Annotated in this window: 17 protein-coding genes; 10 read left to right on the top strand and 7 right to left on the bottom strand. The window is 69.7% G+C overall.

What is annotated here, in order from left to right; genetic code table 11:
• Nucleotides 1–131 precede the first annotated feature (131 nt).
• The 3 genes from ACLJRL_RS36835 to ACLJRL_RS36845 all read right to left on the bottom strand — a co-directional run bounded on the left by ACLJRL_RS36835 (nt 132) and on the right by ACLJRL_RS36845 (nt 2,889).
• Nucleotides 132–992, bottom strand: a complete 861-nt coding sequence (locus ACLJRL_RS36835; RefSeq protein ID WP_410661011.1) for an aminoglycoside phosphotransferase family protein — start codon at nt 990–992, stop codon at nt 132–134.
• An 8-nt stretch (nt 993–1,000) separates the two neighbouring features.
• Nucleotides 1,001–1,879, bottom strand: a complete 879-nt coding sequence (locus ACLJRL_RS36840) for a sigma-70 family RNA polymerase sigma factor (RefSeq protein WP_410661012.1) — start codon at nt 1,877–1,879, stop codon at nt 1,001–1,003.
• 71 nt (nt 1,880–1,950) lie between these two features.
• Entirely contained in the window at nt 1,951–2,889 is a 939-nt protein-coding gene (locus tag ACLJRL_RS36845; protein WP_410661013.1) for a glycoside hydrolase family 16 protein, read from the bottom strand.
• A 140-nt stretch (nt 2,890–3,029) separates the two neighbouring features.
• Here ACLJRL_RS36845 and ACLJRL_RS36850 point away from each other — a divergent pair, with 140 nt between their 5' ends.
• Genes ACLJRL_RS36850 through ACLJRL_RS36860 form a run of 3 tightly spaced genes read left to right on the top strand, consistent with a single transcriptional unit; the run spans nt 3,030 to nt 7,487 of the window.
• Complete coding sequence (locus ACLJRL_RS36850; protein ID WP_410661014.1) at nt 3,030–3,740, top strand: GntR family transcriptional regulator; 711 nt, start codon at nt 3,030–3,032, stop codon at nt 3,738–3,740.
• A gap of 51 nt (nt 3,741–3,791) precedes the next feature.
• Nucleotides 3,792–7,181, top strand: coding sequence for a TM0106 family RecB-like putative nuclease (locus ACLJRL_RS36855; protein ID WP_410661081.1), 3,390 nt, complete (start codon nt 3,792–3,794; stop codon nt 7,179–7,181).
• 9 nt (nt 7,182–7,190) lie between these two features.
• Complete coding sequence (locus ACLJRL_RS36860; protein WP_410661015.1) at nt 7,191–7,487, top strand: hypothetical protein; 297 nt, start codon at nt 7,191–7,193, stop codon at nt 7,485–7,487.
• 4 nt (nt 7,488–7,491) lie between these two features.
• Here the strand turns inward: ACLJRL_RS36860 and ACLJRL_RS36865 are convergent, their stop codons facing one another.
• A complete protein-coding gene (locus tag ACLJRL_RS36865; RefSeq protein ID WP_410661016.1) occupies nt 7,492–10,590 on the bottom strand; it encodes a BTAD domain-containing putative transcriptional regulator in 3,099 nt (1,032 codons plus the stop codon).
• Between the two features lie 130 nt (nt 10,591–10,720).
• Here ACLJRL_RS36865 and ACLJRL_RS36870 point away from each other — a divergent pair, with 130 nt between their 5' ends.
• The 5 genes from ACLJRL_RS36870 to ACLJRL_RS36890 all read left to right on the top strand — a co-directional run bounded on the left by ACLJRL_RS36870 (nt 10,721) and on the right by ACLJRL_RS36890 (nt 15,239).
• Nucleotides 10,721–11,662 (top strand): alpha/beta fold hydrolase, encoded by a 942-nt coding sequence (locus ACLJRL_RS36870; protein ID WP_410661017.1) that lies wholly within the window; start codon nt 10,721–10,723, stop codon nt 11,660–11,662.
• Between the two features lie 40 nt (nt 11,663–11,702).
• A complete protein-coding gene (locus tag ACLJRL_RS36875) occupies nt 11,703–12,200 on the top strand; it encodes a hypothetical protein (RefSeq protein WP_410661018.1) in 498 nt (165 codons plus the stop codon).
• A gap of 168 nt (nt 12,201–12,368) precedes the next feature.
• Complete coding sequence (locus ACLJRL_RS36880; protein WP_410661019.1) at nt 12,369–13,058, top strand: sigma-70 family RNA polymerase sigma factor; 690 nt, start codon at nt 12,369–12,371, stop codon at nt 13,056–13,058.
• 97 nt (nt 13,059–13,155) lie between these two features.
• Entirely contained in the window at nt 13,156–13,926 is a 771-nt protein-coding gene (locus ACLJRL_RS36885; protein ID WP_410661020.1) for a hypothetical protein, read from the top strand.
• A gap of 134 nt (nt 13,927–14,060) precedes the next feature.
• On the top strand, nt 14,061–15,239 hold the full coding sequence (locus ACLJRL_RS36890; protein ID WP_410661021.1) for a PucR family transcriptional regulator: 1,179 nt from the start codon (nt 14,061–14,063) through the stop codon (nt 15,237–15,239).
• On the opposite strand, the gene ACLJRL_RS36895 is transcribed toward ACLJRL_RS36890, so the two are convergent.
• Nucleotides 15,236–15,619 (bottom strand): hypothetical protein, encoded by a 384-nt coding sequence (locus ACLJRL_RS36895; protein WP_410661022.1) that lies wholly within the window; start codon nt 15,617–15,619, stop codon nt 15,236–15,238. The two genes, ACLJRL_RS36890 and ACLJRL_RS36895, sit on opposite strands and share 4 nt — an antisense overlap.
• A 216-nt stretch (nt 15,620–15,835) precedes the next feature.
• Here ACLJRL_RS36895 and ACLJRL_RS36900 point away from each other — a divergent pair, with 216 nt between their 5' ends.
• On the top strand, nt 15,836–16,933 hold the full coding sequence (locus tag ACLJRL_RS36900; RefSeq protein ID WP_410661023.1) for a DUF3068 domain-containing protein: 1,098 nt from the start codon (nt 15,836–15,838) through the stop codon (nt 16,931–16,933).
• A 1-nt stretch (nt 16,934) separates the two neighbouring features.
• On the opposite strand, the gene ACLJRL_RS36905 is transcribed toward ACLJRL_RS36900, so the two are convergent.
• Nucleotides 16,935–17,630: a methyltransferase domain-containing protein gene (locus ACLJRL_RS36905; protein ID WP_410661024.1), complete on the bottom strand. Its 696-nt coding sequence runs from the start codon at nt 17,628–17,630 to the stop codon at nt 16,935–16,937.
• Nucleotides 17,631–17,804: 174 nt separating this feature from the next.
• On the opposite strand from ACLJRL_RS36905, the gene ACLJRL_RS36910 reads away from it, so the two are divergent.
• The gene (locus ACLJRL_RS36910; RefSeq protein WP_410661082.1) at nt 17,805–19,037 is read left to right on the top strand and encodes a glycosyltransferase family 4 protein; all 1,233 of its coding nucleotides are present in this window, start codon (nt 17,805–17,807) and stop codon (nt 19,035–19,037) included.
• A 924-nt stretch (nt 19,038–19,961) separates the two neighbouring features.
• On the opposite strand, the gene ACLJRL_RS36915 is transcribed toward ACLJRL_RS36910, so the two are convergent.
• Entirely contained in the window at nt 19,962–20,141 is a 180-nt protein-coding gene (locus tag ACLJRL_RS36915) for a hypothetical protein (RefSeq protein ID WP_410661025.1), read from the bottom strand.
• Nucleotide 20,142 lies beyond the last annotated feature (1 nt).

Below are 20,142 nucleotides of genomic sequence, written 5' to 3' on the forward strand. Positions count from 1 at the left end.
TATTTCCACACAGCCCCGGCCCAGACGACCGCGCTTGCGAGGCCGGACACACGGGACAGACTTAGGTCGTGAGTCGCAATGCGGGTCAGAGCGGATCGCGGTTCGTGTACCCACGACCTCGCAAGCGACGTTCAGCCGACGAGGGCCTGGGTGATCTGGCGGGTGGTCTGCGCGGCGACGCGGGGATTGACGGCGGCGTAGGAGATGTAGGCGTTCAATCCGGTGGCCAAAGCCCAGCCACGACCGCGAGTCCAGGTGGCATCGTCGACGTCGAGCGCGGCGCGGAAGGTGCCTCGTGTCTCGGCCGACATGAGGGTGAAGGCGATGATCAGGTCGCAAGCCGGATCGCCCGTACCGAGCTCGCCGAAGTCGATGACGGCGCTGAGACGGCCCCTGGTCGTCAGCAGGTTGCCGGTGTGGAAGTCGCCGTGGAACCAGACCGGTGGAAAGTTCCCTTCAGGGGCGGCAAGGGCTGCGTCCCAGAGCTCGGTCATTGCCGTGGTATCGAAGGTGTCACCGACCTTCGTGATGGCGGATCGCGTCGCCGTGTCTCGTGTGGACAGCGGCCGGCCGGTGAGATCCTCGGTCTTTTCGGCGTCGAAACGGTGGAGTGCGGTCAGGAACTCGGCCAGCACGACGGCGGCCTCGTGCGAGCCGGACAGTGCGTCGGCGGTCGCCACCTCGCCGTCCAGCCAGCGGGACACCGCCCATGGCCACGGATAGCCGAAGTCCGGTTCTCCCACCTCCACCGGTACGGGGATGGCCAGAGGCAGGTGCGGGGCGAGCCGGGGCAGCCACTCGGCCTCCTTCCTCGCCTGTTTGATCGCGCCGGCATGGCGAGGGAGCCGAACGGAGAACTCCTCGCCCAGCCGGTAGATCACATGGTCCGAGCCAGCCGGGGCGTGCAGACGCAGCGGCAGCTCGGCCCACTGAGGGAACTGCGTGTCGACCAGGCGCCTCGCCAGCGCGGCGTCGATCGCCGGGGTCGTCACTGTTGATCTCACTCCTCCACCATCGCCAAGTCCAGCGCCCGCAACCGTTCCGGGTCCGCGACGACGTCGATCTCGGTGATCGTCCCGCCCTCGAACGTGAACGTGAGGACCACCGACGGCCGTCCTTCGTCGGCCATCACGAGACCGATGCCGCCGTTCACCAGCGCGAGCCGGGTGACCTGCGCCCGCACCGAAGCCGCCGCCGCCCCCCGTGCCACGACCGAAGCGCCCTGCAGGAAGATCGGCGCGCGCGAGGGACCTGCCGCCTTGTCGGCGCGAAGCACGACGTCGGGGTGCAGCAGTCCGAGGAGCGCCTCGAAGTCCCCGCCCCGGGCGGCGGCGAGATAGGCGTCGACGACCTGGCGCCGCCGGGCGAGATCCGGTTCCGCCGCCAGGGGGCGGCCCTGTACCCGGCGCCGCGCGCGGCTCGCGAGTTGCCGCGCGGCGGCCGGGGTGCGGTCGATCAGCGGGGCGATCTCGTCGAAGGGCACGGCGAACATGTCGTGCAGGACGAACGCGAGCCGCTCGGCGGGCGCCAGCGTTTCCAGCACCACGAGCATCGCCAGCCCGACCGAGTCGGCCAGTTCCGCCGCCCGCGCGGGGTCGGCGTCGGAGCCGACGGCCGGCTCGGACGACTGTGCTTCGAGTGGTTCCTCCCGCCGGTGGTCGCGCGAGCGCAGCACGTTCAGGCAGACCCGCGCCACCACCGTGGTCAGCCAGCCGCCGAGGTTCTCGATCTCGTCCGCGTCGCTCCGGCTGAGCCGTAGCCACGTGTCCTGGACCGCGTCTTCGGCTTCACTCGCCGAACCCAGCATCCGGTACGCCACCGCACGCAGCCTCGTCCGGTGCTCCTCGAACCGCACCGCCAGCCGATCCCGCTCGTCCACCGCGCTCCTCCACCTCACGCAGAACCCCGGTCCTATCTAACGTCCCGGGGGAAGGAGGCGGCGCGACCGGGTCAGCAGTTCCCGGTGCCGTCGATGTACCGCACGCCCGACGACCGGTATGACGCGGCCTGCGCGACCGCGGCTTCCGGCGTCAGGACCTGGTTCTTCGCGTAGTAGACCCAGTCCGCCTGCTCCAGGTAAGTGCTGGTGCCGCTGCTGTGCTGGGTCAGGTCGATGAACCACTGGTTGAAGTTGAGGGACATGTCCTGCCGCGGGTAGACGTCGAACGGACCGCTGCGGTCGTGGTCGGCCACCAGCGCGCCGTCGATGTAGTACCGGATGTGCCCGCCGGACACGGTCGCGACCACCGAGTGCCAGCCGTCGATGCTGCGGCGCTGGCTGTTGCTCTTGTTCTCGGCGTACCAGGGATCCGGCGTGTAGGTGTGCCAGCTGGTCTGGAAGTTCACCGGGCCCGCCTCGCCCCAACCACCGTTGGGCAGGTACTCCGAGAAGTCCAGCTCGCTGTAGATCGGGTCGTTGTTGTAGCGCAACGGGCTGATGGTGAAGAAGGTCTGGTTGATCCGGTCGCCGTCGGGGCCGGACGCCGGCGCGTCGGTGAACCGGATCCGCGCCGCGTAGGTCCCTTCGAAGAACCGCCGGTCCGGCTGCATGATCTCGGTCTGGGTGGTGCCCGCGGCCGAGCCATTGGTGGTGGCGGCGAGTTGCAGCACCTTGTCGCCGCCGGACGTCGGGAACGTGATGCCTTCGGGCGCCCACCGCGCACCCGGCACACCTGGACCGCCGCCGCCGGACCGCACCTGCCAGCCGTGCTGGGAGAGGAGCCCGTCGGTGTGCGAGGCGTAGTGGAAGTCGTCGAACAGCGCACCGCACGCGGCGGAGCCGCCGACGGCCGCCGCGCCGCTTCCGGTGCCGGCCAGCACCACGGCGGCCGCGGCCGACACGGTGGCGACGGCGGCCGCGGTGAGACGGAACTTCCTGGAGTTCGACATCACGGTTCCTCTCGGTGGGGATCCAAGGGTTTACCAGTGGTCAATCCCTAACAAGGTCTCGCCCGGAAGTGGTAAAGTCAATAGGTCTAGACAAGTTGTCCACCAGCCAATTTCCACCGACCACTGGGTAAGCTGCGATCATGCGGCGCACGGAGGTCAAGGAACGGCTGCGCGAGCTCATCGAGCAACGGCAAGCGGGCGAGGTCCTGCCTTCGGAACGCGCGCTGAGCACGGAACTGGGCGTCTCGCGCCCCACGCTGCGGGCCGCGATGGACGAACTCGCGCACGACGGCCTGCTCGTGCGCGAACACGGCCGCGGCACGTTCACCGCCCCCCGCAAGATCTCCCAAGACCTCTTGCCCGCCAGCGGCAGCGATCAGTTCGCCCCGCCCGCCGAAGGCCACTGGACCAGCCGCGTCGTCGACTTCCACACCATCCCGGCGGGCGCCCGGCTCGGCAAACGGCTCGAGGTCTCCCCCAGTCGCCCGCTGGTGGCCGTCACCCGCGTCCGCATCGTCGAAGAGGCGCCGATGGCGATCGAGCGGATCCTCGTTCCCCAGGACCTCGTGCCGGACATCGCGCGTGGCGACTTCGAGTCCGGCTCGTTCTACGAGCTGCTCCGCACGCGGTACGAAGTCGTGCCGGCCACGGCGGTGCAGATCACCGAACCGACCGTCACCGACGCCGACGAAGCCGTCCTGCTCGGAGTGCCCCAGTACTCCCCCGCGCTGCTGTTCGAGCGCACCACGCGGGACACCGGGGGCCGGGTCATCGAATACACCCGCTCGATCTACCGGGGCGACCGCTACCGGATCACCTCACACCTGAAGTTCGACCACACCTCCGGCTGACTCCGGCGTGTCGGGCGGCACGCCCGGGAGTCCATGTCAGACTTCCGGGCGATGTACACCCCGTCCGATCTCGCCGACCTGCTCGAATGCGAGCACCGCAGCATCCTCAAGCAGGCGTTCGCCGCCGATCTGCCGGGGGCGCCGCGGCCGGGATCCGGGCCGGATCAGCTCGCGGTCACGCATGGGCGCGCGCACGAGGCCGCGACGCTGGACAAGCTGCGCGGCGAGCGGAGTGCCGTCGTCGAGATCGACGAGCGCGACCCGGTCGTCGCCGCGAAAGCCACCGAAGAGGCACTGCGTGCCGGTGCACCGGTGATCTATCAGGCGGTCTTCCACGACGGCGAGTTCTCCGGCCGGGCCGACTTCCTGATGCGGGACGAAGAAGGCCGCTACGAGGTGTACGACACGAAGCTGGCCAGGCATGCGAAGCCCGCCGCCGTGGTCCAGCTGACCGCGTACGCCGACGCGCTGCGCCGCGCGGGCTGGCCCGCCGGACCGCGGATGCACCTGCTGCTCGGCGACCACAGCACCCGTTCGTTCCAGGTCGACGACTTCCTCCCGCTGGTGAACCGGCTCAGCGCCCGTGTACGGAACCGGCCGCCCACGCTGCCGGTCCCGCTGTGGGCCGACGAACGGCCCGCCTGTGGCGGCTGCTCCTTCGCCCAGCACTGCGCGAACGCCCGGGAGGCGGATCGCGACCTCTCGCTGGTGGCCGGGATGCGCGGTGACCAGCGGCGCAAGCTCGTCGCGGCCGGTCTCGGCACCATCGACGCACTCGCGGCCTCGGCTCCGGAGGACCGGCCGCGCGACATCTCGACGACGTCGTTCACCACCTTGCGCGCCCAGGCCGCGATCCAGGTCCGCCAGGACGCCACCGGCGAAATCGCCTACGAGATCATCGATCCGGACGCGCTGGCCGCACTGCCGCCGTCCGCGCCCGGCGACGTCTTCTTCGACATGGAAGGCGATCCGTACGCCCTGGCCGGCGAGGGACTCGAATACCTCTTCGGCGCGGTGACGGCCGAGGACAGCACGCTGTTCACGCCGTTCTGGGCGCACAACCGGACGCAGGAGAAGCGCGCCTTCGAGGAGTTCGTCGACTTCGCCACCGCGCGGCTCGCGGAGCACCCCGGTTCGCACGTCTACCACTACGCCCCCTACGAGGTCACCGCGATCAAGCGGCTCGCGGCCGTGCACGGAACCCGCGAAGACGCCGTCGACCAGCTCCTGCGCAGCGGCGGACTGGTGGACCTGTACGGCGTGGTGCGTAAGGCACTTCGCGTGTCGCAGCGGTCCTACTCCATCAAGTACCTCGAACCGCTCTACATGCCCGAGGCCCGCGACGGCGACGTGAAGACGGCGGTTTCGAGTATCGAGGCCTACGAGGAATACCTGACGCTGACCGCTTCCGGCGAGACCGGACGCGCGGACGAAATCCTGCGCGGGATCAGCGACTACAACGAATACGACTGCGTCTCCACGCTGCGGCTGTTCGAGTTCCTCCACAAGGTCCGCGCGGAGGCGGAAATCGAGCTCGCCACACCGCCGGAAGAGTCCGATGTGGACGCTCTGCTCCGCGAGACCGAAGAGGACGTCGCGGCTCAGAAGCGCGCCGAGCGCGCCGCGCAGCTGGCCGCGCTGGTCGATCCGCTGCTGGACGGGCTGCCCGACGATCCGGCCGAGTTCACCGCCGAGGATCGCGCCCGCGCGCTGCTGGCCGCGTCGGTCGGTTACCACCGCCGGGAGACGAATCCGGCGTGGTGGGAGTACTTCCGCCAGCTCGCCGCCCCGCTCGGCGATCTGGAGACCGACAACTCCTGCACCGTCCCGGTGGCCATGGAGGCCGGGGAATGGGTGCCGCCCTCGGGCCGGGTCCGCAAGGCCAAGCGCACGCTTCAGCTGCGCTGCGACCCGGACCGGCCGCATCCCTTCGCCCCCGGCGACGACGTCCGCCTGCGTTACGGCGCCGCCGCGCGGGACGCCAAGGTCGTCTCCGCCTCCGCCGTCGAACTGACGCTCGAAGAGAGCAGCGCGCCCGACGCGACCACCTCCGACCGCCCGGTCGCGGTCCTGCCCGGGAGCCCGGTGCGGCCTTCCCCCAAGGACGACGCGGTCGCGGATCTCGCCCGGCTCGTGGTGGACGCGTTGCCGTCGCTGCCCGCGCATCCCGGCGTCGACCTGCTCCGGCGCACGACTCCCCGGCTGCGCGACGACCAGGCGCTGCCCGAACCGGGGCCGGATCTGGTGCGCACCGTGATCGACGCCGTCGAGGTGCTCGACGGGTCCACGCTGGCCGTCCAAGGGCCGCCGGGAGCGGGCAAGACCTACCTGGCGGGCAGGCTGATCGCCCGTCTCGTGCGCGCGGGGAAGACCGTCGCGGTCACGTCGACCAGCCACAAGGCCGTGGAGAACGTGCTCTCGGCCGCGCTGAAGAACGCGCCGGACCTGCCGTGCGCCAAACGTGCCAAGAGGACGCCGGATCCGGCCGCGCCCTGGGAGCAGCCGAAGACCAATCCCGCGCTGGTGAAATGGCGCGAGGAGCACGACACCGGACATCTGGTCGGCGGGACCGCGTGGACGTTCGCGAACGCCGCGGTCCGCGAAGAGCCGTTCGACCTGCTGATCATCGACGAGGCCGGGCAGTTCGCCCTCGCCGACGCGCTCGCGGTGTCGATGTGCGCCAAGAACCTCCTGCTGCTGGGCGATCCGCAGCAATTGCCGCAGGTCGTGCAGGGCACCCATCCGGCCGGCGCCGAGGCCTCGGCGCTGGGGCATCTGATCGGCGAGGCCGACATCATGCCCGCCGAACTCGGCTACTTCCTCGACGAGACCCGCCGGATGCACCCGGCCGTCTGCGCGCCGGTCTCGCGGCTGTCCTACGCGGGCCGCCTGCACTCGCATCCGACGACGGCCGAGCGCGCCATCGACGGCATCAAGGCGGGCCTGTACCTGGCCGAAGTCGACCACCACGGCAACACGACGCGTTCGGTCGAGGAGGCCGAGGCCGTCACTTCGATCGTGGCCGACCTCCACGGCCGCTCCTGGACCGACCACTCTTCGACCGACTCAGCCGAGCCCAGGCCGATCGACGACGAGGACATCCTGGTCGTGGCGCCGTACAACCTGCAGGCCCGGGTCGTCGCCCGCGCCCTGGAACAGGCCGGGTATCCCGGGGTCCGGGTGGGCACGGTCGACCGGTTCCAGGGGCAGGAGGCTCCGGTCGTGATCACCACCATGACGTCGTCTTCGGCGGTGGATCTGCCGCGCGGGCTGGACTTCCTGCTCTCCCGCAACCGCCTCAACGTGGCACTCTCGCGGGCGCAGGCGCTCGCCGTCGTGGTCTGCTCGCCGCGACTGGTGGAAGCCGACATTCGCACGGTCGACCAGATGCGCCTGGTTTCGGGCATGCTCGGGTTGATGACCGAAGCAGCACCCTGGTAGGAGACGACGATGAGTGAGAACAGCCCGGAGAAGCAGCAGGAAGTGATCGACGCCGAGATCGTCGAAGAGCCCGCTACGGCACCCGTCGAGGTCCCGGAACCGGATTACAGCGAGGGCGGGGTGCCTTCGTTCGATCACGTGCGCGACCGGATCGAGCAGCGCTACACCACCTCTATCGGCTCGACCGAACTCGCCGGGATCGGCGGCAAGGAAGACGTCGCCTCCCTGGACAAGAAGATCGCCGACCGGGACGCGGCCGCCAAGGACAAGCTGGCCGAGATCCGCCGCTCGATGCGCGAAAAGTGAGCCGCTAGCGCTGAGATTCCAGGGCGGCGGCCGCCCAGTGCGGTGAACCCGCTCGCAGCGCGATGGCGTGCGCCCGCCGGTAATGCCCGGTGGCTTCGGGGCGGCCGAGGGCGGTGGCGAGGTCGCCGAGATGGTGCGCGACCGGGCGGAGGGTGAGCATGCCGCTTCCCGCACCGGCGATCTCTCCGGCGGCGGGCAGGAGTTCGGTGTAGAGGCGTTCCATCGCCGGCCGGTCACCGAGTTCGAGGGCGACGACGGCGTGCAGGCAGGCGCGGGCTTCGAAGAGCAGGTCACGGGGCGGGTCCGGGATCGACGGCACTTCCGCTTCGGGTGGCAGGCCTCGCTGGATCCGGTCGCAGAGCAGGGCGAGGTCGAGGATTCCTTTGTCCACCCCGGGCATCGCCGTCCCGGCGAGCCTTGCCGCCGCGGCCCGGTAGGCGGCCACCCCGCCCTGGCCGGTCATCGCGGCGCGCATCGCGCGGTACCACTGGGTGAACACGCCGACGAGCGGGAGACCGGATTCCTCGCCCAGTTCGTCCGCCGAGACGGCGTGCCGGTCCGCGGCGGCGAAATCCGCCAGTGCGCTGTGGGCCTGCATGAGGACCAGGTGCCCGAGCACTTCGAACGTCACCAGCCGGTGGCGCGCGGCGAGTTCGACCAGTTCGGCGCCGATCTCGGCTCGCCGCGGCGCGAGCCCGGCGCGTTCGAAGGACTGCAGGAATCCGGCGTTGAGCGCGAACGCCAGCAGGCCAGGGTCTCCGAGGCTGCGGGCGAGCACTTCGGCTTCCGCCGCCGCGTCCCGTGCCCGCTGTCCGCCCGCGTTCCGCAGTTCTACAGCGAGGGTGGCCAGCAGACGGCAACGCTCGGCCTCCCGCTCGACGGGTAGCGAGGCGAGGGTCCGTTCGACGATGTTCGCGATCCGGGCGGCGAGTTCGGCGTCGTCGCTCTCGGTCCAGATCGCGGGGACGTCGAACGCGCCGATCACCCGCGCCGTCAGCAACGGATCGTCGGCTTTCTCCGCCAGTTCCACCGCTTCCGCCCGATGACGGCGAGCCTGGCCGAGACTCCCGGACACGGCCGACGCGCGCGCCAGCCCCATGATCAGCTCCAGCCGCTCCCGTATGTCAGCCGCTCCGGATTCGCCGTACGCGGCGAGCGCGGCTTCCCAGAGCCGGGCGGCTTCCGTGAACGCGAAACGGCTTTCCGCTCGTTCGGCCGCGGCACGGGCGTATCGCGCGGCCTGGTCGAAATGCGCTCCGGACAACACGAAATGGTGCGCCAGGCCCTCGACGTCGTCCGGGCGCAGGCGTTCCAGCGCCTCGGCGATCTTGCCGTGCTCGCGGGCCCGGCGAGTGCGGGAAAGGTCGTGGTAGAGCGTGTCCCGTACCAGAGCGTGGGCGAACCGGAACCGGTTCGGCGCCGATTCGGTCAGAAATCCGCGCTGTGCGGCGGTTTCGAGCGCGTCGAGCGCGGTATCACCCTCGAGCGCTTCCAGCAGGGCGAGGTCGACGTCGGTGCCGATCACCGCGGCCCGGCGCAGGACGGCCTGAGCGTCGTCCGGCAGCCCGTGCAGCCGGTGCCGGACGACGTCACGGACACCCGGCGGCACCGAGTCGAGCGCGTCCCTGCCCTCGACGGCCAGCAGCCGGGCGAGTTCGCGGACGAAGAACGCGTTCCCGCCGCTGCGCCGGTGGATCACCTCCGCCGTCCTCTCGTCGACGTCGTCGCCTGTCGTGACGCGGACCAGATCGGCCACCGCCGCCTGGGGCAGGCCGCCGAGATAGAGCCGCACCGGCTCTCCACGGGCGGCGCGGCCGAGGAAGGCCGCCAGCGGCGCGGGCAGATCGGTGCCGCGGTAGGTCGCGAGGATCAGCAACGACCCGCTTCCCGGCTCGGCGAGGACCGATGTCAGCAGTGCCAAGGTTTCTTCGCCCGCCCAGTGCAGGTCGTCCAGCACCAGCAGAAGAGGCGTGGCACCCGCGAGATAGGACGTGACCGCGCGATGCCATTGCCAGCGGGCGGTCACGGGATCTTCGCCTGCCGGGCCGGCGAACTGGGCCGGGCCGTGACCGGCATCGGCCAGCGCGGTCAGAATCCGGTTCCAGGCCCAGGCGGGCGGCAGTCCCTCGTCGTCGGGATTGTTCCCCCAGGCCGTGGTCCAGCCCCGCGCGGCGAGCCGGGCGGTGAACGTCTCCGCCAGCGCCGTCTTCCCCACCCCGGCGTCGCCCGGGATCAGCACGAGACTGGACCGTCCACAAGAGACGGTCGCGGCGGCGGCTTCGGCCAGCCTGTCCAGTTCCGCGTCGCGGCCGACCAGCGGCCGCTCCACCGGCTTCACGATCGGCAACGCGGCCAGTGCGGGCGCCTGCGCGAGGATGTCGGCTTCCAGCTCACGAAGACCCGCGCCCGGGTCGATGCCGAGGTCGTCGGCGAGGATCTGGCGTGCGCGACGAAGCACCGCCAACGCGTCACCCTGGCGGCCGGACCGGTAGAGGGCCAGCGCCAGCAGCCGGGAACCGTTCTCTCGTAAGGGGTGTTCGCGCACCCGGGTCTCCAGATGCGGCACCGCCTCCGAAGCCCGGCCCAACGCGAGCAGGCATTCGGCCCGCAGTTCCTGGGCGAGCAGGCGGAGTTCGTCGAGCCGGGAGATCTCCCCACGCGCCCAGCCCTCTCCGGCGAACTCGGCATACGCGGGACCACGCCACAGATCGAGCGCTTCGTCCACTCTCGACAGTGCGACGTCCGGGCGGTGAGTGTCGATCAGCTCCCGGCACGCGGCCACCGCGTCCTCGAACCGCCAGGCGTCGACGGATTCCGCGCGCAGGGCGTAGCCGCGGGCGACCGTGACCAGCAGCCGCGACGGTTCGCGGGGCGCGCGGCCGGGTTCCAGGGCCCGGCGCAGTGCGCCGACGAAGGTCTGGACGGCGCCGACGGCGCCCTCGGGCGGACGCTCCCACAGGTCGTCGACCAGGTGTTCCACCGGCACGACCCGGCCGCGCGCGACGAGCAACCGGGCCAGCACCGCCCGGTGGCGCGGCCCCTTGAGCCCGACCTCGCCTCGTGTGTCCTCGGCCACGAGCGGGCCGAGTACCCCGAACCGCATCGCCACCTCCCTCGATCACCGACAGCGATCATCGTGCCCGGCCCGCTCGTTCGTCGCTGACCGGGTGCTGATTCGTCCTGGGGAGGCTGACGACACGGCAAGGAGCCGTGACCGACCAGAAAGGTTCCTCATGCGTATCCCCGGATTCGACTACCAGCGAGTGCCCGTGTCGGGTGAGGTGGCGCTCAGCGTGGCCGTCGCCGGTTCCGGCAGCCCGATCGTCCTGCTGCACGGCTTCCCGCAGACCCACCTGATGTGGCGGCACGTGGCCGCGGACCTGGCCGCCGACCACACCGTCATCTGCCCTGACCTGCGAGGATACGGCGAAAGCGATAAGCCCGCCGACACCGGCGAGACCTACTCCAAACGTTCGATGGCGGCCGACGTCGTCGCCGTCGCCCAGGCGTTCGGCCATGACCGGTTCGCCCTCGCCGGGCACGACCGGGGCGCGCTGGTCGCCCTGCGCGCCGGCCTCGACCACCCGGACCGGGTCGGCCACCTCGCCATCCTGGACGTGCTGCCGACCCTGGACATGTGGGACGTCCTGCACGGCACCACCGCCGCCGTGGGCTTCCACCTCTACCTGATGGCGCAGCCGCCCGGCCTGCCCGAAACGCTGATCAGCGCCGCTCCGGACGCCTTCTTCGGCCACTTCCTCGACGCCTGGACGCAGCGCGGTGACGCGATGCCGGCCGACGTCCGAGCCGCTTACCTGGAGGCATCGCGGAACGCCGTGACCTCGATCGTCGCCGACTACCGGGCGTCGGCAGGCGTCGACGTCGAGCACGACACCGTGGACCGGGAAGCCGGCACCCGGCTCGGGATGCCGGTCACCGTGCTCCAGCAGGACTGGGGCGCGGCGCTCGGCTTCGACGCCGTCGCGCGGTGGCGGCCGTGGGCGGCGGATCTGGACCACCGGACGGTCACCTCGGGCCACTTCATGGCGGAGGAATCACCCGCCGACGTGGTCAAAGTGCTGCGGGACCTGCTCGCGCGCCGGCCGTCCGATCTCCCCCTTGAGACGGCCGAACGGCACAACGCCTACCCCCAAGTGCCCCAATCCGAGGGTTGATCATGTTTAGCCGGACCGTGGCCGGGTAGAGGCAGTAGCTATGAGGCCCAGCCGAAGACCGGCGAACGTCATTGTCCGCGATCTGCTGTCGCTCACCAAGTCGGGACAGGCCGATCGGCTCGCCACCGTACTGGTGTCCACCGCGTCGACCACCCATCACGGCCCGCCGTTCGACGATATCGTCGGACGGCTGGTCGATACCTTTTCCCTGGCGACCAAGGACCGTCGCCGTTCGCTGAAGATCCAGGAGCCGTTCACGCTGCGGCTGCGGGACGACGCGGGCAAGACCGTGCGAACCGACCGGCTCGACCCCCGGGTGCGGGCGCTCGCCCGCGCCATCGCGGCGAACATCCGTGACGACCGGGACGCCTGCGCCGACCAGATCGGCGAGGCCTGCGACAACACCGATCTGGGGCAACGGCTCCGGGTGCTCGCGCACTGCCTCGTCTGGACCTCGGATCTCCTCTCGGCCGACGAAACGTCCTATCCCCCGATCCTTTCCTGTCTGAAAGGTGCGACGCCCGAACGTCCACAGTAGACATTGCGCGGTTCGGATGACTTCCTCCCGAACGTGTGGACATCCCTTGCGCGGCACGGCAAGCTGAATCACCGCGCACGAAGTCCAAGTCCCCGATGACGGGCGCAGATCCGTGACAACCCGTGGATCCGTTACGTGATTGGGACCACCCGAACCGGGAGTGAAGACTTGGATGAGGTAGCGCCATCGACGGTCCCCGCGGACTCCCGTGCCACCGCGACGGCGGGCCGGTTGCCCAACCCCGACAGCAGGCTGGTCCGCGCGGCCGTCGCCGGTGACCCGGAGGCGGTCCGGGAACTGGTCCTTTTCCTTTCCCCGCACGTTTTCCGTTACTGCGCCAGCAAGATCGGCGGCACCGAAACGGGCGCGTGCGGCGCCGAAGACTGCACACAGGAGGTGCTGCAGGCCGTCCTGATCGCGCTTCCCCGTTACCGGTACCGCCCGGACCGGTTCCTCGCGTTCGTGTTCGGCATCGCCGGGCACAAGATCGCCGACCTCTACCGGCGCCGCGCCCGCGAACCCGTCGCCTCCCTCCCCGACATCGCCGACAGCCTGACCCTCTGGGCCCGCCGCGGGCCGGACGAGATCGAACGGCTGGAGCACCGGATGCAGGCCGGGTTGCTGCTGGCCAAACTGTCGGCGCCGCATCGAGAGGTACTCGCGTTCCGCTTCGTGTTCGGCCTTTCGGCGGAGGAGACGGCCGAACGGCTGGGCCTGCCGAGCGCCGGCGCGGTCCGCGTGGCCCAGTTCCGGGCGCTGGCGAGGCTGCGCATCCTGCTCACCGAGCGGAATGCCCGGTACGCGGCCGATGTCCCGGACACCGGGAAAGTCGCCGTACCGGAGCTTGTCCCGGCATAGAACCGTCCACTTCGGACTCTCCTGCCTTTGTACGCCACATGTACGAAGGTGCCGCATGCTGTCCGCCACATCCGGGGATGACCAGTGGAGGACGAACATGAAGATCCGGTCGAGGATCGCCAGAGGCGCCATGGGCACCATCGCGCTGGCCGGGGCCATCATGCTGGGCGGCGCGGGCGAAGCGCTGGCGGCGTCGGGCACGGTGAACACCGACTCCGGTGTCGCGGTGACCGTCCGGGCGAGCCCGAACACCGGCGCGGGCTCGGTCGGCACGGTCGCGAGCGGCACCGCCGTCACGATCTCCTGCCAGGTGAACGGCTCGACGGTGACCGGGAAATACGGCACCACCGACATCTGGGACTACGTGCCGGCCAAGGGCGGCTACGTCAGCGACGCCTACGTCTACACCGGTTCGGACGGCCGGGTCGCCCCGGACTGCGCCGGAAGCACCCTTTCCTGCTCCACCTCCGGCACCGGTAACCCGAAGTCCTGCGCCGACGCCGTCGCCTGGGCCAAGGCGCACGTGCACACCAACAACAACCCGGACTACTACCGCTGGTGCGACCGGATCAACGCGTGGGCCTACGGCTGGTCCGCGAGCGGCTCGGCCACGGCCTACGTCCACTGGACCCAGATCCCCGGCTCGTACAAGCACCCGGGCGACACCCAGGTCCCCTCGGGCGGGCTCGCCTTCTTCAGCAACGGCGGCACCGGGCACACGATGATCTCGATCGGCGGCGGCAAGTTCCTGTCGAACGACATCCACGGCGCCGGCTCCTACACCGAGACCACGATCTCGGAGATCAAGAGCAAGTGGGGCATGACCTACCTCGGCTGGTCGCAGCCGTGGTTCAAGATCAACCACTGACCACGCGACGCCGCCGGACGGACGGGTCCCCGTCCGGCGGCGGGCGGGGGTTGTCAGACGCGCTCAGCATCGGAAAGCGCCCTTTCGTCGCATCGTGATAAAAAGTGCCCGCCCCGGCGGGTTACAGTTGGCGGATGGGCACTGAGGCTCTCGCTACTCCGGTACCTCGGGAGCAGCGCGAGCTCATGCAGGCGATGCTCACCCGATTACCCGAGTTCAGTGACCGGTTGGCACAGTTGCTGAGCAACGAGGACGCGTTCTACCACCAGGTGGACAGCACGTCGCCGGAGGAACTCCGCCAGGTCTGCCAGGCGAATCTCCAACGAGCGCTGACCGCGCTCGTCGAGGGCCGGGGCCTCTCCCTCGACGCGGCCCGCAAGACCGGATTGGCGCAGGCCCGCCAGGGTATCCCGCTGCCGTCCGTGCTCCGGGCGTTCCGGATCGGCGGGATCTTCGTCTACGAACGCCTGCTGGAACTGGCGGGCCCGGGGTTCATCAACCCGGCGCGCACGGTGGAGATCAACGCGGGCGTCTGGCGCACGATCGACCTCTACTCCGACGCGCTGGCCAGGGCTTACAACGAGGTCGCCGCGGAGCTTTCCCACGAAAAACTCGCCCTGCTGGACGGGTTGCTGGAGGGCCGGTTCTCCAGCCAGGCCGGACTCGAGAACGCGGCGAGGGAACTTGATCTCCCGGCGGCCGGCACGTACGTCGCCGTCGTCACCGAAGCCGTCCAGCCCGGCGAGCAGAGCGGCGTCGAGGCCCTGCTGCGCGCCAGGCGCTGGAAGTCGGTCTGGCGGCCGGGCGCCGAGGTCGGGCTGGTCGCGATCGACCGGGTCGAGGACATCCGGCGACTGCGCGACGTCCTGACCACCCTGCCGCTGACAGTGGGGATGAGCAGGCCGTTCAACGGGTTCCTCGAAGCCCCGGACGCCGTGCACCGCGCGCGGATCGCGCGCCGGTCGCTGGCCACCGGCGCCGCCGGCGTGGCGGTCTTCGGCGATTCGCCCGTCACCACGCTCGTCGCGAGCGCCCCCGCGATGTCCCGGGACGTCGTGCGCTCGGTGCTCACCGGGATCCTGGTCCTGCCCCGCGCCGAACGGCAGGTCCTGCTCGACACGCTGGTCGCGTGGTTCGCCGGGCACGGCTCGGCGAAGGAAGCCGCGGACAGGCTGTTCGTCCACCCGAACACCGTCCGGTACCGGCTGCGGCGGGTGCAGGAACTCACCAAACGCGACCTCTCCGACCCGGTCGACGTCGGCGAACTCTACGTCGCGCTGGAAGCGGTCCGGCTGGCGGACGACGCGGTCTAGGACCGCTGGTCCGGCGCCATGTCGGCGTCGATGATGCGGGCCAGGTCCAGCAGCGTGTGCCCGAGGCCGGGCCGCGCGGTGAGCCGGACCGCGAGCATGCGGCCACGCGAGGTGGTGCCGACCGGCAGGGTCACCTCGGGATTCGCCGAGCGTGTCCACTGTGGACGACGGCCGGCGGCTGACAGGACGATGTCCGGATGCGGGGACCGCCGCCCCGGGCGCCACCGTGATCTCCTGGCGTCGAGGTCTCGGATCACGTTGCCGTGCAACGAAAGCAACGCGGCCACGTCTGCGACGGCGTCGCGCAGCTCGACATCGGCGATGGAATCCGAATACGCGCCGATGTCCAGCGCGCGTTGAGCGGCAGAGTCCTGCGGCACTGAGTTCCTCTCGGCTCTCCGGATGGTCGTCCGATGGTGGTCCGGCTCACGTTGTTCCCGGGAACAAACATGTTTGGCTGATTGCGCCGAATGGCGGCATACATACCGCCTTCCGGTCCCATCGGGTACCTGTGACCACCGGTCACACCTTTGACGCTGCCAAGTCGGCGAGACACTATCTGGCGACTGATTACCGATGGGTAATCTGGATGTTTCGTGGTCTCACCAGGAGGACCGTTGCGACGTGCGTTTAGCCTGATCTTGTTGGCCTTGGGCGTCTTCGCCATCGCGGCAGCGGTGTTGCTGCCGACCTATGTCAAGCCCGAACTCGCCAAAGTCCCACTGAACCAGGATTCGACGTCGACCCTCGTGGGGACCGCGTCCAAGGTCCTCGCGGTGACGACGGTCGACGGGAAGACGGTCACGGAGATCCGCGAGAACGCCCAGCTGAAGGCGACCGCCCACGTGGTGGCGAACTTCGCGCCCCCGGAGATGCAGGAGGGCACGGACGTCGCCGTATGGCTGCTGGCCGTCTCGGTCGCCGACACGAAGGACAACACCATCGTCAGCGCCAGCAAACGGCAGGTCTGCTTCGACCGCCGGACCGCGGAGGGCTACGTGCCGCCGGGCGGTGACCAGGAAGCGAAGTGCACCGACAAGAGCAGCTTCGTCACCAGGCTGGAAGAGAAGCCCGCCAAGGAAGGCGAGAAGCCCAAGGAGGTCCAGGAGTACAAGCCGCAGCCCGGCCTGAACTTCAAGTTCCCCTTCGGCACCGAGCAGAAGGACTACCAGGTCTACGACGACAACACCGGCCGCGCCGTCCAGGCCCGGTTCAAGGGTGTCGAGGACCTCGAGGGCGTCGAGGTCTACAAGTTCGTGCAGGAGATCCCCGACACGAAGATCTCGACGAAGAAGGTGCCGGGCTCGCTCATCGGCGCCACCGGGGATTCCGTGGAGGCCGGGCAGTTCTACAACGGCACCGTCACGAGCTGGATCGAGCCGGTGACCGGGATCCAGGTCAAGCAGGAGCAGCGGTCCCACCAGGAACTGCGCTCGGCCGCGAACCCCACCCCCACCGTGGTCTTCGACGGCACGCTGGTCTTCGACGACCCGACCATCGACGCCATGGTCAAGCAGGTCGGCGACAACAAGGGGAAGCTGGACTTCATCGGCAGCACCGGGCCGATCGTGTTCGGCATCGTCGGCGCGGCCTTCCTCGCGCTCGGTGTCTTCCTGCTGGTGAAGCGCCGCGCCGAGCCGACGCCGCCGACCGGAGCGGCGCACAGCCGCCGCCCCGTGTCGTCACGGCACTGACCTAGCGTTTGCGCAACACCATCACCAGGTTCCACGACGCGATTTCCCGGACGCCGGGAACCCGCACGATCCACATGGCCCAGGAAGGGTGATAGCGCGGGTAGACCTCCTGAAGATCGGCGAGCGGCGTGGCCTTCCCCCACCGGATGGCCGCGCCGACCGAGAAGGCGAAAAGACTTTCGCCGAATTTGTTCTTCGGTTCCTTGCCGGTCTTTTCCAGGAAGCGCCGCCGGGCATAATCTCCGCCCAGGAAATGCCACGGCGCGGTCTCGTGTCCGCCCCACGGTGAATACCAGGGCGTGAACGACGCGAAAACGGTTCCCCCTGGTTTCGTCACCCGGCACATCTCGGCGAGCATCACTTCGGGTTCGGAAACGTGTTCGAGGACGTTCGACGAATAGCAGATGTCCACGGACCCGGTGCGCACCGGCAGTTTCGTCCCACTGCCGCGCACCATGTTGTCGCCGGCCTCGCCGCGCGCGGTCAGCTCGCCGACGTCGGGATCTATGCCGAGGTAGGTGGCACCGGCGGCCCGGAACGCGTCGGAGAAATAGCCGGGGCCGCCTCCGACGTCGACGATGGTTCGGCCGTCCAACGGAGTGTGCTGGGCCACTTGCCGCACCGAGTCGGCCGCCAGCACGGAGTAGAAGCCGTCGGGATCGGTCTGCTCGGTGAGAAACGTCCGGAACAGCGTCACCGATCTGCGCAGGTTGGCTCGATGCGGCGAGTTCGAATGTGCCGCTGAAAAAGTAACCGACCGATTACCTACCATCGAACCATCGCTTTCCGAGAATGATTCATCTACCGTGTACGCACCGGTAACCTAGCATTGTCGCACCAGGTTGGGAGAACCACGATGGAAAGGCCACGTGTGCTGCTCGTCAACTGGCGCGACACCGGGCACCCCGAAGGCGGCGGTTCGGAGCGGTACGTCGAGCGGATGGCCGAAGGTCTCGCCAAGGCCGGGTACCGGGTCGAAATCCAGTGCGCGGCCTATCCGGGCGCGAACGCCGGGGAATGGCGCGACGGAGTCCGCTATCGCCGCCGTGGCAACAAGTTCGGCGTCTACCTCCACGCCCTGCGGGCGATCCGGAAGGCGCACGCCGACCTCGTGGTCGACGTCCAGAACGGGATGCCGTTCTTCGCCCGCCTCGTCGCCGGGTGCCCGGTTCTCGTGCTGGTGCACCACGTCCACCGCGAACAGTGGATCAGCGCGCTCGGCGAGACCGGCGGCCGGATCGGCTGGTGGATCGAATCCCGCCTGGCGCCGTGGCTGTTCCGGCACTGCCGCTACGTCACGGTTTCCGAGATCACCAAGGGCGAACTCGCCGGTCTGGGGATCGAAAGGTCCCGGATCACCGTGGTGCCCAACGGTTTGGACACGCCACCGCGCACCGGAACGGGCCGGGAGACCGAGCCGACGCTCGTCGCCGTCAGCAGGCTGGTTCCGCACAAGCGGATCGAGCACGCGATCGACGTCGTCGCGGCACTGCAGCGGCGGTGGCCGACCCTGCGGCTCGAAGTGGTCGGCCAGGGCCCGTGGGAAGAGGTGCTGCGCCGGCACGCCCGGGATCGCGGCGTGGAAGACCGTGTCCGGTTGCACGGCTGGGTGGACGAGAACGAGAAACACCGGATCCTGGAACGGTCCTGGCTGCACCTGTGCCCGTCGGTCAAGGAGGGCTGGGGAATCGTCATCATGGAGGCCGCCGCGCACGGCGTGCCGTCGGTGGCCTACCGGGCCGCCGGCGGGGTGGCGGAATCCATTGTGGAGGGAAAGACCGGCCTGCTGGCCGACGACTTCGACGATTTCACCGCTCAGGTCGAAAGCCTGCTCGCCGACCGGTCACGCCGGAACGAGATGGGCCAGGCCGGCGTCACCTGGTCAGGCCTGTTCGACTGGGAACACAGTGTGAACAGCTTCGAATCACTGGTGCGCGACGTGGCCGGGGTGGCCATCCCCCATCCCAGGGTCCTGACGCCGCAACGCTTCCACGATCCCGTCGGCCAGTGCGGCAGTGGCGGCGTCGTCGAAGTCCTTGCGGCGAGCGCGCACGGTGACGGTGCTCGTATCCCCGACGGTCGCCGCGCCGAACGCCACTCCTGACCGGCCGCTGGCGGCGGGATGGAACGCGATCGAGGTGACCGCGTCCGCCGCGGAAACGATGCCGAGGTTCGAAACGAGGTAGGTCGAGCCGAGCCTGCTCGCCAGCAGGCGAGTGCCCAGGCGGGCGATCTTGCTGCTGCGTGCGGGAAAATCGGGTTCCGGCGGCTGGGCCGCCAGCATCGCGCGCACGTCGGCCGCCACCGGATTCCGGCCGAGCCGCAACCTGAAGAACGCGCTGTCGTGCTCGGGTTCCGGCGCCGCGCCACCACGCCAGGACGCACCGACCGCGGCCACCACCCTCGCGGTTCTCTTGCCGTGCCTGGCATTCCACGTCTCGGTCAAAGTGGCGGCCGCCGCGGCGAAAGCCGGCGAACCGAGCCTCGACCGAGGGATGTTCCTGGCCCCGAAGACGTCTCCTGGGCCACTTTCGGCTCGTTTCGGGGTAATCCGTGCGGGCGGGGCGAAAAGCGCCTCAGCGAGCCTGAGAAAGGCTGATGCGAGAAAGGAGCGATCCGTCGTGCGGGCGCCGATTCCCTTGGCGGCCGAAGAGATCGGGACGTCCAGCACGATTCCGAGCACGGCGAGCAGGCCGAGGCCGTCGAGCGCGCCGTGATGGGCGGCGATCAGCACGACGGGTTCGTCCGTGCCGACCGCGACCCGGATCAGCGGCGCACCCCGTTCGTACGGCGCCTCGGCGAAGCGGTCACGTGTCGCCGGAAGTTCTTTTCCGGGAACGGCTTCGACGTCGGGCGCGGCGCCGAGCCAGGGTCGCTCCTCGGTGGCCACGGCCAGCCGCATCCGCGCTTTTTCCGGCGTCAGCACCGAAGACAGGCCCGCTTCCAGGAGAATGCTCCAGGAAACGGTGGGGTCGCCGTAAAGCCCGACGACGCGATGCGCGTGGTCGGAGGCGAACTGCGACATCGGTCAGCGGTTGCCGTAGATGACGTGGTCCGGGCGGGTGTTCGGGTTGAACTGCTCCTTGATCTTCGCCTGCACCTGGGGTGCGGCGTCCGGATCGGCGGAGCTCGTCAACGCGTAACTCCCCCCTGCGGCCGTTGCGAGCCCGATGATGACGGCGGCGACCGTACCGATGAGCGTGCCCAAG

Source organism: Amycolatopsis sp. lyj-112 (assembly GCF_046549055.1).
Classification (GTDB): domain Bacteria; phylum Actinomycetota; class Actinomycetes; order Mycobacteriales; family Pseudonocardiaceae; genus Amycolatopsis.

What these genes read in the sequence shown, in the direction of transcription:
- ACLJRL_RS36885 (WP_410661020.1), top strand. Translation starts at nt 13,156, where the DNA reads ATGAAGATCCGGTCGAGGATCGCCAGAGGCGCCATGGGCACCATCGCG.
- ACLJRL_RS36875 (WP_410661018.1), top strand. Translation starts at nt 11,703, where the DNA reads ATGAGGCCCAGCCGAAGACCGGCGAACGTCATTGTCCGCGATCTGCTG.
- ACLJRL_RS36850 (WP_410661014.1), top strand. Translation starts at nt 3,030, where the DNA reads ATGCGGCGCACGGAGGTCAAGGAACGGCTGCGCGAGCTCATCGAGCAA.
- ACLJRL_RS36855 (WP_410661081.1), top strand. Translation starts at nt 3,792, where the DNA reads ATGTACACCCCGTCCGATCTCGCCGACCTGCTCGAATGCGAGCACCGC.
- ACLJRL_RS36860 (WP_410661015.1), top strand. Translation starts at nt 7,191, where the DNA reads ATGAGTGAGAACAGCCCGGAGAAGCAGCAGGAAGTGATCGACGCCGAG.
- ACLJRL_RS36870 (WP_410661017.1), top strand. Translation starts at nt 10,721, where the DNA reads ATGCGTATCCCCGGATTCGACTACCAGCGAGTGCCCGTGTCGGGTGAG.
- ACLJRL_RS36845 (WP_410661013.1), bottom strand. Translation starts at nt 2,889, where the DNA reads ATGTCGAACTCCAGGAAGTTCCGTCTCACCGCGGCCGCCGTCGCCACC.
- ACLJRL_RS36890 (WP_410661021.1), top strand. Translation starts at nt 14,061, where the DNA reads ATGGGCACTGAGGCTCTCGCTACTCCGGTACCTCGGGAGCAGCGCGAG.
- ACLJRL_RS36865 (WP_410661016.1), bottom strand. Translation starts at nt 10,590, where the DNA reads ATGCGGTTCGGGGTACTCGGCCCGCTCGTGGCCGAGGACACACGAGGC.